This window comes from Actinophytocola sp. (assembly GCF_036378875.1).
Taxonomy (GTDB): domain Bacteria; phylum Actinomycetota; class Actinomycetes; order Mycobacteriales; family Pseudonocardiaceae; genus Actinophytocola.
Window position 1 is genome coordinate 49,932 of the sequence record NZ_DASUVO010000116.1, and the last position, 14,665, is coordinate 64,596.

Below are 14,665 nucleotides of genomic sequence, written 5' to 3' on the forward strand. Positions count from 1 at the left end.
GTGGCGACGAAGAAGGTGACCATCACCATCCCGGAGGAGACGCACTCCAAGGCGAGTGCTCTCGCGAAGAAGGCCGGCTTACCCTTCTCCACCTGGCTCGCCCAGACCGCCGAGCACGAAGTGCGCGTGCAGGAGGGTCTGGAGGCCATGGGGGAGTGGGAAGGGGAGAACGGCGCCTTCACGGATGCGGAGGTTGCCTGGGCGGAGTCGCAGCTGGCGGATGCGGACGCGGCCACCCAGAAGAACAAGGGGAGGAGCGACGAGGTCGCGTGAGCGCGATTCCGCTGGTCTACGACGCCGGGGCGTTGTTGGCCGCTGAACGGAACGACCGGAAGTTTCTGGTCATGCACAAGACAGCACTGCTCGCGGGGCGGCATGTGCTCGTGCCCGCGCCGGTGCTCACCCAGGCCTGGCGGGGAGGTGGTGGGCAGGCCGTGCTCGCCAGAGTGCTCAAGGGCTGCGAGATCCTGCCGACCGACGAGGACGTCGCCAAGCGTGCCGGCGTGTTACTCGGGTTGAGCCGCACCGCGGATGCCGTTGACGCCATCGTCGTTGCCACCGCGGTGAAACTCACCGCGACCGTCGTGACAAGTGATCCCAAGGATCTGCAGGTGCTCGGCGACGCGGCGCGGTTTCACCTCGGGTTGGTCGAGGTCTAGCTAGCTCACCGAAGGGAGTTCCGGGCCGAGGAAGTCGTCCGCGTCCTGGATTGTGTACGCGTAGCCCTGCTCGGCCAGGAAGCGCTGTCGGTGGGCGGCGTAGTCGGTGTCCAGGGTGTCGCGGGAGACGACCGAGTAGAAGTGGGCCTGGCGGCCGTCCTCCTTGGGGCGCAACAGTCTGCCGAGCCGCTGGGCCTCCTCCTGGCGGGAGCCGAACGTGCCCGACACCTGGACGGCCACCGACGCCTCCGGCAGGTCGATGGAGAAGTTCGCCACCTTCGACACCACCAGTGTTCGCAGCTCACCGCGTCGGAACTGGTCGAACAGGCGCTCCCGTTCGGCGTTGCGGGTCGAGCCCTGGATCACCGGGGCGTCCAGCTCGGCGCCCAGCATCTCCAGTTGGTCCAGGTAGGCGCCGATGACCAGGGTCGGCTCGCCAGGGTGCTTCGCCAGGATCTTCTTCACCACCGGCATCTTGGTGTCCACTGTGGAGCACAGCTTGTACCGTTCCTCCGGCTCGGCCGTCGCGTACGACAGGCGTTCCGCGTCCGTCAGTGTCACGCGGACCTCGACGCACTCGGCCGGGGCGATCCAGCCCTGCGCCTCGATGTCGCGCCACGGCACGTCGTACCGCTTGGGGCCGATCAGCGAGAACACGTCGCCCTCCCTGCCGTCCTCGCGGACCAGGGTGGCCGTCAACCCAAGGCGACGGCGGGACTGCAGGTCCGCCGTCATGCGGAAGACCGGCGCCGGCAGCAGGTGCACCTCGTCGTAGACGACCAGGCCCCAGTCCCGGGAGTCGAACAGGTCCAGGTGACGGTACTCACCCTTGGTCCTGCGGGTCATGACCTGGTACGTCGCGATCGTCACCGGGCGGATCTCCTTGCGCTCGCCCGAGTACTCGCCGATCTCGTCCTCGGTCAGCGACGTCCTGGCGACCAGCTCACGCTTCCACTGGCGGCCGGCCACGGTGTTCGTCACCAGGATCAGCGTGGTGGCCTTCGCGTGGGCCATGGCCGCCGCGCCGACCAGCGTCTTGCCGGCGCCACAGGGCAGCACGACCACGCCGGAACCGCCGGCCCAGAACGCCTCCGCCGCCCTTTGCTGGTAGTCGCGCAGCTGCCACCCGTCCTCGTGCAGCTCGATCTCGTGGTGCTCGCCGTCGACGTAGCCGGCGAGGTCCTCGGCCGGCCACCCGACCTTCAGCAGTATCTGCTTGAGCCGCCCGCGCTCGGACGGGTGCACGACCACCGTGTCGTCGTCGATACGGGCACCGAGCATCGGCGCGATCTTCTTGTGTCGCAACACTTCTTCGAGCACGGCGCGGTCGGTCGTTGTCATCACGAGGCCGTGCGCGGGATGGTTGGCCAGCTGTAGCCGGCCGAACCGGCCCATCGTGTCGACGACGTCGATGAGCAGCGGCTGCGGTACCGGGTACCGGGAGTACACGGTGAGCGCGTCCACCACCTGTTCGGCGTCGTGGCCGGCGGCGCGTGCGTTCCACAGCGCGAGCGGCGTCACACGGTAGGTGTGGACGTGCTCCGGCGCCCGTTCCAGCTCGGCGAACGGCGCGATCGCGATCCGCGCGTCGTCGGCACGCGGATGGTCGACCTCGAGCAGCAGTGTCTTGTCTGACTGGACGATCAGTGGGCCGTCGGTCACTTCTCGCGGTATCCCCTCGGCTTTGGCATCGCAAATGTCACAACGAACTGGTGGGCCCGTTCAATTCCGCAACGCTAGATTGCGGTCATGACGACGCCTCCCTATCAGCCGGGACCGTACGGGCAGCCCATCCAGGACCCTTATGGCCAGCAGTCGGGAGGCGGCTACGGCCAGTATGGCCCGAGACCTCCGCAACCACCCCAGTATGGCGGCCAGTGGGACCCGGAGCGCACCGAACAGTTCGGACCTGGACAGGCACAGCAGTTCGGCCAGCCCCAGTACGGTCAGTGGCCAGGCGCCCCGTACGGCGGCGGGTACCAGCCACCCGAGCCGCCCAAGAAGAAGACCGGTGTGATCGTGGCCATCGTCGCCGTCGCGGTGCTGGTCATCGCCGGTGCCGGCGTGGGTCTGTTCCTCCTGAACGACAAGGACGACACCAACAGCGCCAGCAAGACCACGACGACCACATCGGACTCGACCGACACCTCCGAGGACAGCGAGACCACCACCGAGTCCGAGACCGAGACGGCGGACCCTGGCCAGGCCATCGACGCACAGCCGGGTGACTGCATCAAGGTCAACGTCGCGAGCGAGACCAACGCGGACGTGGAGACGGTTGACTGCTCGACGCCGGAGGCGGTCTACAAGGTCGCCACCCGCGAGGACACCGACACCGCCGACTGCCCGAACGACCAGTACGTGACCTACAGCGAGGAGGGCCAGCTCCTGCTGTGCCTTCAACTGAACGTGCGTGACGGCGAGTGTCTCGAAGTGACGGACAGCCAGGACCTGCGTGCGGACTGTGCGTCACCGAGCGCGACGCACAGAGTGGCCGGCGTGTTTGACGGCGTGGACGACGAGTCAAAGTGCGCGGCGGAGGCGGAGGCCATCACGTACCCGCAGCCGCCGCTCACGGTTTGCCTTGTCACACCGGCAAGTTAGGCCCTCAGCGACGGTACGGTGACGGAAGGTGTTTCCTTTACGGACTTTGGCCTGAGTTTGCCAGGTCCGCACACAACGGTCGGTGTGGTCGCGTACATTGCTGCTCTCTGAAGCGAGCTGTCAAGTTCCGGCATGTCGTGCGAGGGGTTGCACATGAACTCACCGAACTACCCGCCCCCGGGCGGTCCGCAGGGCCAGTACGGTCCGCCGCAGGGCCCGCCGCCGCCCTATGGGCAGCGTCCACCGCAGACACCGCCGGGCGGTCAGCCCTACGGTGGTCCGCCTCCGCAGGGCCCACCGCAGGGTTACGGCGGCCCGCCGCCGCAGGGGCAGCCCTACGGCGGCCCGAGTGTCCAGACCGGGGGCGGTTTCGGTCCAGGCGGACCAGGAGGTCCGCCGACCGCCGGCTACCCGACCCCGCCGCCACCGGCGCCTGCCTCGAAGCCGAAGAAGAGCACTTTCACGTACATCAAGGTCGGACTGGCGATCGTGGTGCTCGGCGTCGGCGGCTTCTTCGGTATCAGGGAATGGCTCACCGGGGCGGCCAGCGCCGAGGTCGGCGAATGCATCAAGGTCAACGAGGCGACCACGACCGACGCGGACATCGAGAAGATCGACTGCAACAGCAAGGACGCCGTCTACAAGGTGGCGGTCACCTTCGACGACTCGTCGGCGACGTGCCCGGAGGGTGACTACGACACCTACAGCCAGGGCGGCAGGAGGACTGCCGACGTGACCCTCTGCCTGATGCTGAACGCCAAGGAGGGTGACTGCTTCGCCCAGGCAGGCGAGTCCGTCGCCAGGGTCGAGTGCACTGACCCGAATGCCGTGTTCCAGGTGATGAAGGTGTTGAGCGGAGCCAAGGACGGCTCCGGTTGCCCGGAGGGGTCGGACAGCCTCGTGTTCCCGAAGCCCGACCCCGGCGTTGTGCACTGCATCGCCGCGGCAGGCGCCGGCGCCACGACCGGCTGACGCCAAGAACACGAAAGCGGGGCTCCCGGATGGGGCCCCGCTTTTCGTTGTCCTGTCTACATGATCGCGCCGGAGTTCCTTCGCTCGGCGGCGTGCTCGGCGCGTTCCGCGGCCACCCACTTGTCCACAACGGACTGCCTTGGCCCGGGTTCCGGCACGTTGATGTCCAGCCCGTCGATCGAGTACTCCTTCAGCCGCACCCGTTCGTACGAGTACGTCTTGGGGAACGGGTGCGTGGCGTTGAAGCCGATCTTCGCGCCGAAGTAGTTCGGGAACGTCGGGTTGAGGCCGTGTCCGAACACCGCGGGCACGGTGATCACGCCGGTCGTGGGATCCAACCGGGTGGTCAGTGCCCATTCGACCTCGGAGGCGTTGCGGATGTCCACGTCCTCGTCGACCACGGTGACCATCTTGAGCGGCGGGAACGCCGCGAACGCGGACAGCACCGCGAGCTGTGCGAACCCGGCTCGCTTCTGCTCGATCTGCACCACGGCGTGGTAGAAACCGCAGCCGCCGTGCGGGAAGTAGACGTCCTTGATGCCCGGCACCTGCTTGCTCACCGAGCCCAGGACGCTCGCCTCGCCGAGCACGCCGGCCGAGTTCCAGACTTCCTTGCCGCACAAGATGGTCTGGAACACCGGGTTGGTCCGGTGGTGGACGGCCCGCACGTGCACGACCGGCCGTGGCGCGACTTTCGCGTAGTAGCCGGTGACCTCGGCGAACGGGCCCTCGTCACCGAGCTCGCCCGGCACGATCTCGCATTCCAGCGAGTACATGGCATGCGCGACCAGCTCGACCTCGGGCAGGTCGCCACGCACCAGTTCCACCGGGTCGCCGTGGAAGACCGAGGCGATCCCCAGCTCGTCGGTGTCCGGCGGCGCGGCCTCGGCCGGGGTGACGGCCGCGAAGTGCAGCCCGGGCCCGACGCCGATGTTCAGCGAGAACTTCAGTGTCTCGCCGAGCTTGTCGGCGTGGTCCAGCGCCAGCTGCAGGTGCCGGCCCGCGTCTATGTTGATGTGCAACCGATCCCGGTCGACCATCATGAACCGCTGGATCGACGCGTTCCGCACGCCCGTCTCGGGATCACGGACCACCACCACACCGGCGTCGATGTAGGGGCCGCCGTCCCGTTCCGCGTGGGTGGGGATCGGCAGCTTGAACAGGTCCACGACCGGCTGCGTGTACTCGAGCACCGGCCCCGTCTCGACGACCTGCGGATCGATCGTCTTGTGGTCCGGGTCCGTCTGCCACTGCTTGACCTTCTCGGAGATGTGGGAGGCCAGCTTCTTCTCCTCCGCGCCGATCAGCTCCGCGAGCAGCTCACGCGACCAGTACAGGCCGGTGAACACCGGGTGCTCGTGCCCACGCACCTTCTCGAACAGCACCGCCTGCGCGCGTCCCTCGAAATGTGACGCCACACTGGCGAGTTGGTGCACGGGGTCGACCTCGGAGCGCACCCTGATCAGCTGCCCGGCCTTGTCCAGCGCATCGATGATCGCGCCGAGGTCGTGCAGTGGAGCAACCGGCATGTTGTTATTCCTCTCCCCATCTACGGACGAGGTCCGTCTCGATGTCGAAGTAGTCCAGCACTCGACCAACGGTGTGGTCGATGATGTCGTCGAGCGACTCGGGGTTCGTGTAGAACGCCGGTACGGGCGGCATGATCAGCGCACCGTCCTCGGCCGCGGCCTGCATCGCCCGCAGGTGGGTCAGGCGCAGCGGCGTCTCACGCAGCATCAGGACCACCTTGCGGCGTTCCTTCAGTGCGACGTCGCAGGCCCGGGTGAGCAGGCTCGTCGTGTTGCCGTACGCGATCTCCGACAGCGAGCGGATCGAGCACGGCGCGACCACCATGCCCAGCGTACGGAAGGAACCCGAGGAGATGGCGGCGCCGATGTCCTCGCTCGGGTAGTAGACGTCCGCCAGGCCGCGGACGTCCTCTAACTTGAGGTTGGTCTCGTGCATGATCGTGCGCTTACCGCTGCGGGTGATCACCAGGTGCGTCTCGACGTCGACCTTGCGCAGGGTCTCGAGCAACCGGATCCCGTAGACCGCCCCGGACGCCCCGGAGATGCCGACGATCATGCGTCTTGAGGAGATTGTCATGGCCTACTCCGCGAGTGCTTGCGCTGGAACACCATGACCGTCGAACTCGTCCACGTGCCCGTAACGCAGCAGCCGGGCCACCTCGCCACGCAGGTGGACGAACTCGTCGGTCTCCTTCGTCGTGATCTGGTCCCGCTCGTCGCCGAGCGGCACCTCGATCGTCGCGACGATCGTGCTTGGTGCCTTCGACAACACGAGTACCCGGTCGGACAGGTACACGCTCTCGTCGATGTCGTGGGTCACCAGCAGCACCGTGGTGTTGTACTCGCGGCGCACGTTCAGCAGCAGGTCCTCGAGCTCACCTCGGGTCTGTGCGTCGACGGACGCGAACGGCTCGTCCATCAGCAGCAGCGCCGGCTGGCAGACCAGTGCGCGGGCGATGGCCACGCGCTGCTGCATGCCGCCGGACAGCTGCCACGGGTGCTTGTCGACCGCGTCGGCGAGCCCGACCGAGTCGAGCGCGTCCTCGACGGCCCGGTGCCGATCTTTGCGCGACATGCCGCGCGCCTTCAACGGGAAGGCCACGTTTGCCCGTACGGTAAGCCAGGGGAAGAGCGACTTGCTGTACTCCTGGAAGACAAAGGCCAGGTCGACGGGCACTTCGTCGATCACGTCGCCCATGAACCGGGACTCGCCCTCGCTCGGCGGCATGAGGCCGGACACCGCTCTCAGTAGTGTCGACTTGCCGCAGCCCGAAGGGCCGACGATACAGACGATCTCACCCTTCTCCACGGTGAAGGTGATGCTCCCGAGCGCGGTGTGGGTCTTCGCGCCCGAACCGTAGGTATGACTGATTCCGGTCACGTCCAACATGGGACGGTCTACCTCCCGGTGAGACTTTTCGACCTGGCGTGCCAGCCGATCACCCGGTTCTGCACGGCGAGCAGCAGCGCGTTCAGGACATATCCGAGTATGCCAAGCAGAACGATCCAGGCCCACATTCCAGGCAGGTCGAAGTTGCGTTGGGCTTCGATCAACTCGGTGCCGATGCCGCGGTTGGAGCCCACCAGCTCAGAGATGACCATCAGGATCAGCGCGAGCGACATGCTCACACGAAGGCCAGCGAAAATTTTCGGCAACGCCGCGGGAAGCACGACGGTGGTGAGGAACCGGAGCTTCGAAAGCCGCATGCTCCTGGTCGTCTCGACCACCGTTTGGTCCAGCGTGCGCGCACCGTCGATGGTGTTGAGCAGGATCGGCCAGATGACCCCGAACACGATCATCGCGACCTGCATGACCGTGTCCGACACGGCGAACAGCACCAGGAACACGGGCAGCAGCGCGGGTGGCGGGATCGAGCGGAGGAAGGTCAGCGTGGGGGAGAAGTAGTCGACGAGCTTGTCCGATCGACCGAGCACCAAGCCGAACGTGATGCCAATCACTCCGGCAAGTGCCCAGCCGCCGAGCAGCCGCAAAACGCTCGGCACGATGTCGTTGCCGACTGAGTCGGTGAGGAACAGGTGGGACGGAGGACCCGACAGCCACAGCTCGACCATCGTGTCCCCGATGGTCAGCGGTGTGGGGAAGTACGGGTCGGCGGCCGCGACCGCCGCCATCTGCCACAACAGGACGACGACGGCGAAGACGAGCCACCTGCCGCCGATCTCGGCGGTGCGGCGACGGATGGTGGGTACGGCGGTCATCAGGTCCGGTCCCCGTCCGACCAGTTGACCCAGCGGCGCTGGATCATCACGAAGATCAGGTTGATGCAGACGCCGATGAGCCCGGCCACGAACGTGCCGGCGATCGCCAGGTCCATCCGGGCGCCACCGCCACCGACGATGGCGATGAACGAGCCGAGCCCGCCGCGCTCCCACAGTTCGTCGGAGTCGGTGCCACCACTGGCCAGGATCTCGGTGCTGATGATGAGGATCAGCGCGATGCTCGCCGAGATGCGGACGCCGGTCAGCACGAACGGCGTGATGCTGGGGAGCTTCACGGAGGTCAGCATTCGCCACCTGCTGAGGTTGAACGCCCTGGCGGTGTTGATCTGTACCGGCTCGATGTCGCCGACCGCGTGCATCGTGTTGAACAGGATCGGCCACACCGCGCCGAATGTCGCGAGCGATATCTTGATCTCGGGGTTAGTCTTGATCGCAATGATCGCGAGCGGAATCAGCGCCACCGAGGGGATCGGGCGCAGGAACTCGACGATCGCGCTGAACGCCGAGCGGACGAGCGGCATGCTGCCGAACACGATGCCCACCGGTACCGCGATCGCCACGGCGATGCCGAGTGCCATGGCCCACGCGAGCACGGACTGCACGACGTCGAGGGAGAAACCGCGGTCGTTGAACAGTTCCACCAGCCGTGCGCCGATGATCGTCGGAGGTGGCAGGTGGTCCGGGTTCACCAAGCCGGAACGGCCGACGAGCTCGCAGGCCGCGAGCACGGCGACCGTTCCGACGATGTTTCGTCCGAGACGGGACATCCCGGGTGAGCTAGCTGCTCGGGGCTGGCATCGGGACGATCAGCGATGGGACGTCCAGCTTGTTCTCGAGCATCCCGTAGGTGACCAGCAGGTCGGCGACGCGCTGGAGCCGCTTGGCGTCGATCGTGGTCGGGAACTGCCCGAACCGGACGAGCGCCGCCGTCTCGGCGTCCATCTTCGCGAACTTCGGCAGCGCCTCCTGGACGTTGCTGCGGTCGGCGGCGAGTTGCTGGCCCTTGATCAGGGCCCGCTGGAACGCGGCGACGGTGTTCTTGTTCTCCTCGGCGAACTTCGCGGTCGTGGCGAAGCCGGACAGCGGGAAGTTCTCGGTCGGGCCGGGGCCGGTGAGGTCGAACACGACCTTCGCGCCGATCTGCTTCTGCGCGTTGATCACGAACGGGTCGATCGTGGCGGCCGCGTCAACGCTGCCGTTCTCGATCGCCCCCGCCATGTCGGGGAACGGCATCTCCTTCAGTTCGATGCTGTTGAAGTCGACGTCGTTGGCCTCGAGCACCGCGCGGAGCAGCAGCTCGTTGATGTTGGACTTCGCGTTGACCGCGACCCTCTTGCCGGCCAGGTCCTTGGCGCTGTTGATGTCGGAGTCCTTGCCGGCGATGACGGCGAAGTTGCTGTTCGGCGTGGAGATGTAGGACTCGGCGATGAACTTCATGTCCGGGGCCTTGGCGCTCTGGGCCTTCATGAAGGACACCCAGTTGCCGAAGGTGATGTCGAGCGCGCCGCTGGCCAGCTTCGGGATGGCGACGGCACCGCTCTGCACTGTCTCCGGCTTGATGGTGAGGCCCTCTTCCTCGAAGGCCTTGTTGAGCAGCGCCAGCTGCGCACCGGAACAGTCGATGCCGACCATGACACCGACGTTGAGAGTTTTCTTCTCCAGCGTGCCGGAGGCCGCGTTGGTCGGCGTGTCCGACGAGCTCTCGCTCCCGGAGTCGCCACCGAAGAGCCCACAACCCGCCGTGAGAAGGGCGGCCATGCCGACCGCCACCAGTCCGACCGCGCGGACGGACCCGCGCCTAGCCCGCCCGACTCTGCCTGGACGATTCATTGTCTTGCCGTCTCCTGCCTCTGTTGGGTGCGGCGATCGAACGATGGGTTCTGGCGTTCCGGCCACGTGCTGCCTCTGCACCGTGTAAGGGAAAGACCGTGAGTACCCGGTCGGGTGTATAACCACCTGGTCGGGCAGTGTCAACACTCTGTGATCACATGGAGTGATTAAGTAGTCGCAGACCCGGTCAAGGGCTCGCTAGGCTAGGAAGAGCGGCAAATCTGTCGTGCAAGTGTGTCGTCCGCCACTTTTCAAGCGTCAAGAGTTTCTGGTGGTCCAGTCCACCGAATGCACGTGAAGGATCTTGTGCAGGCCTTTTTCCTTGCCGGGGTTCCGGAGCCGCCACCTGCGGGTTATGGCCCCCGGGGGGTGGCGGGGCGGGGCGGCCGGTCGCCGGGGGCCGCCATACCGGGTCGAAGTGCCACCCGCGATCCGTTCTACCCGGTAGCCGTGGTGACCGTCCCCTTGACCATGCGTGTGACTACGGGAAAGCTGTGCGCCGCAGTGTCAGCCACACGGGTGAGATTGCTACAGAAGTGTGCGTTTGACTCGACGGCGTTTTGGGAGTGTGTCCTCCGTGGCCAGGGACAGTGCGTTGGACGGTGACAGCGCGACTGACAGCGCCGTACGGCGTGCCAGTTCCGGTGTACGTGCCGAGCAGGCCGGTCGGCCTGGTAGGCGCAGGCGTTTTCGGCTGAGTGAATGGCGGCTGCCGACCAAGCTGATGGTCGTGCTGCTGGTGCCGACGCTCGCGGCGCTCGCGTTCGCCGGTTTACGGGTGTACACGCAGATCAGGGACGCGAACGACCTCGACTACCTGCTCCAGCAGGTGGACCTGCACGCCAAGGTCTACGAGGCGGCCGACCAGATCCAGCGCGAAGGTGTCCTCACCGCCCTGTTCGCGGCCAACAACCGGCAGGGCGACCGCGGCCCGATCGACGTGCAGCAGCGGGCCACCGACGGTGCCATCGACGACGTGCGCACCGCGGCCGCGAGCTTCTACGGGGAGTCGGACGCCAGCGTGCGCACCGACTACGAGCGGCTCTTCTTCCAGCTCGACAACCTGCCGGTCCTGCGCCAGGTCGCGAGCAGCACACAGCTCGACGGGGTCACCGTCGCCGGCCAGTACGCCGACATCGTCGGAAGCCTCCTGCAGGTCAGCCAGCTCACCAGGGCCGACGTCGGTGACGGCCAGCTGACCGCGCGGATGAACGCGCTCAACGCGATCGCCACCGCCAAGGCGCAGATGGCACAGCAGATCGCCGTCGTCGCCGCGACCGCCCAGGTCGGCGCACCACGCCCGTCCGAACTGACCGAGATCCAGGCCGCGATCGCCCGGCACGACTCCGCGCTCGTGACGTTCAACGCGGTCGCCTCCCCGGTCGAGCTGCAGCGCCTCAACGACACTCTGGTGGCGCCCGCGCTCGACGCGGTCAAGCAGGTCCGCCAGTACGTGCTGGTGCGCGGCGCCGACGGGCAGAACATCGGCATCGACGTGGCCAAGTTCGTGCAGGACGGCGGCGCGACGCTCGGCCTGTACCGCACGATCGAGCAGGGCGAGCTCTCCGACCTGCGCGACTCGATCGCCAACCTGCGCAACGGTCAGCAGGAGGCGACCCTGCGCGACGCGGCCATCGTGCTCGCCGTGCTGCTGCTCGCCGTGCTACTGGCCCTCATGGTGGCGCGGTCGCTGCTCAAGCCGCTGCGCGTGCTGCGGTCCAACGCGCTGGACGTCGCGTACTCGCGCCTGCCGCAGACGGTCCGCCGAATCCTGGCCGACCCGGACCCGGTCGCCGCGTCCAAGAACGCGGTCGAGCCGGTGCCCGTGTTCACCCGCGAGGAGACCGGCCAGCTGGCCCGCTCGTTCGACGCGGTGCAGGAGCAGGCGGTCCTGATGGCGACCGAACAGGCGCTACTGCGCGACAACATCAACTCGATCTTCGTCAACCTGTCCCGCCGGTCGCAGGCGCTGGTCGAGCGCCAGCTCGCACTGATCGACCGGCTGGAGCAGGACGAGCAGGACCCCGACCAGCTCGCCTCGCTGTTCGAGCTGGACCACCTCGCCACCCGTATGCGGCGGAACTCGGAAAGTCTCCTGGTGCTCTCCGGCACCGGCCTGTCGCGGCAGCTGTCGCGGCCGGTGCCCGCGTCCGACGTGGTCGGCGCCGCGGTCTCCGAGGTCGAGCACTACGCCCGCATCGAGGTGGCCTCCGCACCGGACGTCGCGGTCCAGGGCCGCGCGGTCTCCGACCTCGTGCACGTCATCGCGGAGCTGCTCGACAACGCGACCTTCTTCTCCCCTGCGGACAAGAAGGTGATCGTCCGGATGGCGATGACCCGCAAGAAGGAGCTCGCCATCCAGATCACCGACCAGGGCGTCGGCATGTCGGACGAGGAGATCGCGGCCACCAACGCCCGTCTCGCCGACCCACCGGACCTGGACGTCGCGGTGACCAGGCGCATGGGCCTCTACGTGGTCGCGCGTCTCGCCAAGCGGCACAGCATCGTGGTGCGGTTGCGGGACAACGAGGACATCGAGGGTGGCCTGATCGCGCGCATCAACGTGCCGGCCGACCTGGTCCAGCCGCTCGGCGCCCCGCAGCGTCCGACGAGCCCCGGCCCCAGCTCGCTGTCCGACCCGAGCAGCACGGACTCGCAGCTCAACGCCATCGGCAACACCAACGCACCGACCCGCAACAGCGGTATCGCCGGCGCGTTCACCGGTGGCATGCCGAGGCTGCGTCAGGACGGCAGCCCCGTGGGTGTCGGCGGCGACACCTCGCAGGACCGCACGGCCTCCGAGGTCGCGAGCTACCCGCCCTTCCAGCCGAAGGGCTTCGACGGCGCGCCGCGCACCCCCACCAACGGGGTGCCGGCACAACCGGCGCCACCGGCCGCCGAGCAGAACAACGGCCACCACGGTCACCACGACCAGCCGACCACGTCGATCTCCACCGGGGACGCGGGTCCCGCGCTGTTCGGCGCCCCGCTGCCCGAGCCGCCGACGGCCTACGCGCCGCCGCCGTACGGCACGGGAAGCACGCCCGCAGCGGCCCCGGCCCATCAGGAGGTCGACGCCCCCACCGAGCGCCTTCCCATCTACGAGGCCGTGCTGTCGCAGTGGTTCGAAGCCGCCGACACCGGCTCCGCGCCGCAGCCCGAGCCCGCTGAGGAGACCCCGGCTGACACGGTGGTAAATGGCAACGGTCACAATGGGCACGGAAACGGGCAGACCCCGGCCGAGGAGGCCGAGGAACCCGAGCCGATGTCGTGGACCTCGCCGGGGGACGACGGTTGGCTCGCTGCCCGTGCCCTGCTGGAGGACAAAGCTCCGGACACCACGACCAACGCTGGTCTTCCGAAGCGGGTGCCGAAGGCGCATCTGGTGCCCGGGTCTGCCGCGCCCAGGCACGAGGCGAAGGAGCCGTCGGGTGAAAGGCCGGTGACACCGCCGCTTCCGCCACGGTCAGCGGACGCGGTTCGGGGCCGCATGTCAAGCTTCCAGCAGGGCGTACGGCGAGGCCGCCACGCGCTCATCGAGGCATACGCTGGTGACCAGTCCGGTTCGGATCACAGTCGTAAAGACGAGGAGCAGGAGTGACGACCGCGTCCACACAGCAGCCCGGCAGCTTCGGGTGGCTAATCACCGATTTCGTCCGTCAGGTTCCTGGCGTGGCGCACGCCGTCGTCGTGTCGGCGGACGGCCTGCTGCTGGCCGGTTCCCAGGGCCTGCCCAGGGACCGTGCGGAGCAGCTGTCAGCCGTTTCCTCCGGCCTGGTCAGTCTCACCCAGGGCGCCGCGAGGTGCTTCGAGGCGGGTGGGGTCAACCAGACCGTGGTCGAGATGGATCGGGGCTACCTGTTCCTGATGTCGATCTCGGACGGTTCGTGCCTTTCGGTGCTGGCGGCACCCAACTGCGACATCGGCTTGGTCGCCTACGAGATGACCTTGCTCGTCGAGCGGGTCGGCCAGCAGATGACTCCGGAGCTGCGAGCTCAGCTTCAGGGCGCTCAGCGTAGGTGAGAGCCATGCCGGAGAAAGGTTGGGAGGACCTCCCCGAGCACGACGTCGGCGAAGCACCGAACCGGTTTGACGTCGACGGCTTCCGCGCGAGGCTGTTCGGTGGGCCGGGCGCGACGCTCTACGGGGACTCCGGGATACCCGCGCAGTCGACCTGGGACAGCAAGGAGATCCCAACGGTCGGACGGGACGACGGGATTTCCGACAGCGGAGTGCGTCATAGTGGTGCCCACAGTGGCGTCTACTCCAGTGGGGCATGGGGAGCCGACGAGTTCCTCGGTTCCGACCCAGGTCGTGGCGGCCCAGCGCCCCACGAAACCGGGTCACTGGTTCGGCCGTATACCAGGACAGGTGGCCGAACGCGGTCCGATTATGATCTTGCGATCGAAGCGCTGGTCTCGACCAGCGAGAGGGGGAGGGCCCCAGATGCGGCAGTGCTGCCAGAGCACCGGTCGATCTGTGGCCTGTGCCTGGACACCCGGTCCGTCGCGGAGGTTGCCGCTCACCTGCGGTTACCTCTCGGCGTGGCCAGAGTGCTGATTGGAGACATGGCCGGTATGGGACTGGTCCTGATCCATCAGAGCGGCATGGTCGTCGGCGACCGGCCGTCGATCGAATTCATGGAAAGGGTGCTCAGTGGTCTCCGCAGGCTCTAGTCCCCTCGCTCCACGCGGCGCGTCCTCACCTCAGCCGACCACCTCGGCGAAGATCGTGGTCGCCGGTGGGTTCGGGGTTGGCAAGACGACTCTGGTGGGTTCGGTGTCGGAAATCGTGCCGCTCACCACGGAAGCCGTGATGACCGAGGCCAGC

At 67.4% G+C, this 14,665-nt stretch carries 14 protein-coding genes and 1 pseudogene; 8 read left to right on the forward strand and 7 right to left on the reverse strand.

Features of this window, described 5'->3' with window-relative positions:
• Positions 1 to 273 carry a hypothetical protein gene (locus VF106_RS34165; protein WP_330844055.1) on the forward strand — a complete coding sequence of 91 codons (273 nt, stop codon included), beginning with the start codon at positions 1 to 3 and terminating at the stop codon, positions 271 to 273.
• A complete protein-coding gene (locus VF106_RS34170) occupies positions 270 to 659 on the forward strand; it encodes a PIN domain-containing protein (protein WP_330844056.1) in 390 nt (129 codons plus the stop codon). Before VF106_RS34165 ends, VF106_RS34170 begins: the two co-directional genes overlap by 4 nt.
• On the opposite strand, the gene VF106_RS34175 is transcribed toward VF106_RS34170, so the two are convergent.
• Entirely contained in the window at positions 660 to 2,321 is a 1,662-nt protein-coding gene (locus VF106_RS34175; RefSeq protein ID WP_330844057.1) for a DNA repair helicase XPB, read from the reverse strand.
• 87 nt (positions 2,322 to 2,408) lie between these two features.
• Between VF106_RS34175 and VF106_RS34180 the strand changes: the two genes are divergently transcribed.
• Together VF106_RS34180 and VF106_RS34185 are read left to right on the forward strand one after the other, a co-directional pair.
• Positions 2,409 to 3,263, forward strand: a complete 855-nt coding sequence (locus tag VF106_RS34180; protein ID WP_330844058.1) for an LppU/SCO3897 family protein — start codon at positions 2,409 to 2,411, stop codon at positions 3,261 to 3,263.
• A gap of 153 nt (positions 3,264 to 3,416) precedes the next feature.
• Complete coding sequence (locus VF106_RS34185; protein ID WP_330844059.1) at positions 3,417 to 4,235, forward strand: LppU/SCO3897 family protein; 819 nt, start codon at positions 3,417 to 3,419, stop codon at positions 4,233 to 4,235.
• 56 nt (positions 4,236 to 4,291) lie between these two features.
• Here the strand turns inward: VF106_RS34185 and VF106_RS34190 are convergent, their stop codons facing one another.
• The 6 genes from VF106_RS34190 to VF106_RS34215 are packed head-to-tail and all read right to left on the reverse strand — an operon-like array spanning position 4,292 to position 9,763.
• On the reverse strand, positions 4,292 to 5,764 hold the full coding sequence (locus VF106_RS34190) for a UbiD family decarboxylase (RefSeq protein ID WP_330844060.1): 1,473 nt from the start codon (positions 5,762 to 5,764) through the stop codon (positions 4,292 to 4,294).
• 4 nt (positions 5,765 to 5,768) lie between these two features.
• Complete coding sequence (locus tag VF106_RS34195; RefSeq protein ID WP_330844061.1) at positions 5,769 to 6,341, reverse strand: UbiX family flavin prenyltransferase; 573 nt, start codon at positions 6,339 to 6,341, stop codon at positions 5,769 to 5,771.
• 3 nt (positions 6,342 to 6,344) lie between these two features.
• Positions 6,345 to 7,154, reverse strand: coding sequence for an ABC transporter ATP-binding protein (locus tag VF106_RS34200; protein ID WP_330844062.1), 810 nt, complete (start codon positions 7,152 to 7,154; stop codon positions 6,345 to 6,347).
• An 8-nt stretch (positions 7,155 to 7,162) separates the two neighbouring features.
• The gene (locus VF106_RS34205; RefSeq protein ID WP_330844063.1) at positions 7,163 to 7,984 is read right to left on the reverse strand and encodes an ABC transporter permease; all 822 of its coding nucleotides are present in this window, start codon (positions 7,982 to 7,984) and stop codon (positions 7,163 to 7,165) included.
• Positions 7,984 to 8,772 carry an ABC transporter permease gene (locus VF106_RS34210; protein WP_330844064.1) on the reverse strand — a complete coding sequence of 263 codons (789 nt, stop codon included), beginning with the start codon at positions 8,770 to 8,772 and terminating at the stop codon, positions 7,984 to 7,986. Before VF106_RS34210 ends, VF106_RS34205 begins: the two co-directional genes overlap by 1 nt.
• 10 nt (positions 8,773 to 8,782) lie before the next feature.
• Positions 8,783 to 9,763, reverse strand: coding sequence for an ABC transporter substrate-binding protein (locus VF106_RS34215; RefSeq protein WP_330844065.1), 981 nt, complete (start codon positions 9,761 to 9,763; stop codon positions 8,783 to 8,785).
• A 649-nt stretch (positions 9,764 to 10,412) separates the two neighbouring features.
• On the opposite strand from VF106_RS34215, the gene VF106_RS34220 reads away from it, so the two are divergent.
• From VF106_RS34220 to VF106_RS34235, 4 genes and pseudogenes are all read left to right on the forward strand, one after another.
• Positions 10,413 to 13,436, forward strand: a complete 3,024-nt coding sequence (locus VF106_RS34220; RefSeq protein ID WP_330844066.1) for a sensor histidine kinase — start codon at positions 10,413 to 10,415, stop codon at positions 13,434 to 13,436.
• Positions 13,433 to 13,858 (forward strand): roadblock/LC7 domain-containing protein, encoded by a 426-nt coding sequence (locus VF106_RS34225; RefSeq protein ID WP_330844067.1) that lies wholly within the window; start codon positions 13,433 to 13,435, stop codon positions 13,856 to 13,858. The genes VF106_RS34220 and VF106_RS34225 overlap by 4 nt, the downstream gene beginning before the upstream one ends.
• Positions 13,859 to 13,863: 5 nt before the next feature.
• Positions 13,864 to 14,511, forward strand: a complete 648-nt coding sequence (locus VF106_RS34230; protein ID WP_330844068.1) for a DUF742 domain-containing protein — start codon at positions 13,864 to 13,866, stop codon at positions 14,509 to 14,511.
• Positions 14,492 to 14,665, forward strand: a pseudogene (locus VF106_RS34235) (ATP-binding protein); the annotation flags it as partial. The gene VF106_RS34230 and the pseudogene VF106_RS34235, both read left to right, overlap by 20 nt.

What these genes read in the sequence shown, in the direction of transcription:
- VF106_RS34205 (WP_330844063.1), bottom strand. Translation starts at nt 7,984, where the DNA reads ATGACCGCCGTACCCACCATCCGTCGCCGCACCGCCGAGATCGGCGGC.
- VF106_RS34200 (WP_330844062.1), bottom strand. Translation starts at nt 7,154, where the DNA reads ATGTTGGACGTGACCGGAATCAGTCATACCTACGGTTCGGGCGCGAAG.
- VF106_RS34195 (WP_330844061.1), bottom strand. Translation starts at nt 6,341, where the DNA reads ATGACAATCTCCTCAAGACGCATGATCGTCGGCATCTCCGGGGCGTCC.
- VF106_RS34190 (WP_330844060.1), bottom strand. Translation starts at nt 5,764, where the DNA reads ATGCCGGTTGCTCCACTGCACGACCTCGGCGCGATCATCGATGCGCTG.
- VF106_RS34185 (WP_330844059.1), top strand. Translation starts at nt 3,417, where the DNA reads ATGAACTCACCGAACTACCCGCCCCCGGGCGGTCCGCAGGGCCAGTAC.
- VF106_RS34215 (WP_330844065.1), bottom strand. Translation starts at nt 9,763, where the DNA reads ATGGCCGCCCTTCTCACGGCGGGTTGTGGGCTCTTCGGTGGCGACTCC.
- VF106_RS34230 (WP_330844068.1), top strand. Translation starts at nt 13,864, where the DNA reads ATGCCGGAGAAAGGTTGGGAGGACCTCCCCGAGCACGACGTCGGCGAA.
- VF106_RS34180 (WP_330844058.1), top strand. Translation starts at nt 2,409, where the DNA reads ATGACGACGCCTCCCTATCAGCCGGGACCGTACGGGCAGCCCATCCAG.
- VF106_RS34210 (WP_330844064.1), bottom strand. Translation starts at nt 8,772, where the DNA reads ATGTCCCGTCTCGGACGAAACATCGTCGGAACGGTCGCCGTGCTCGCG.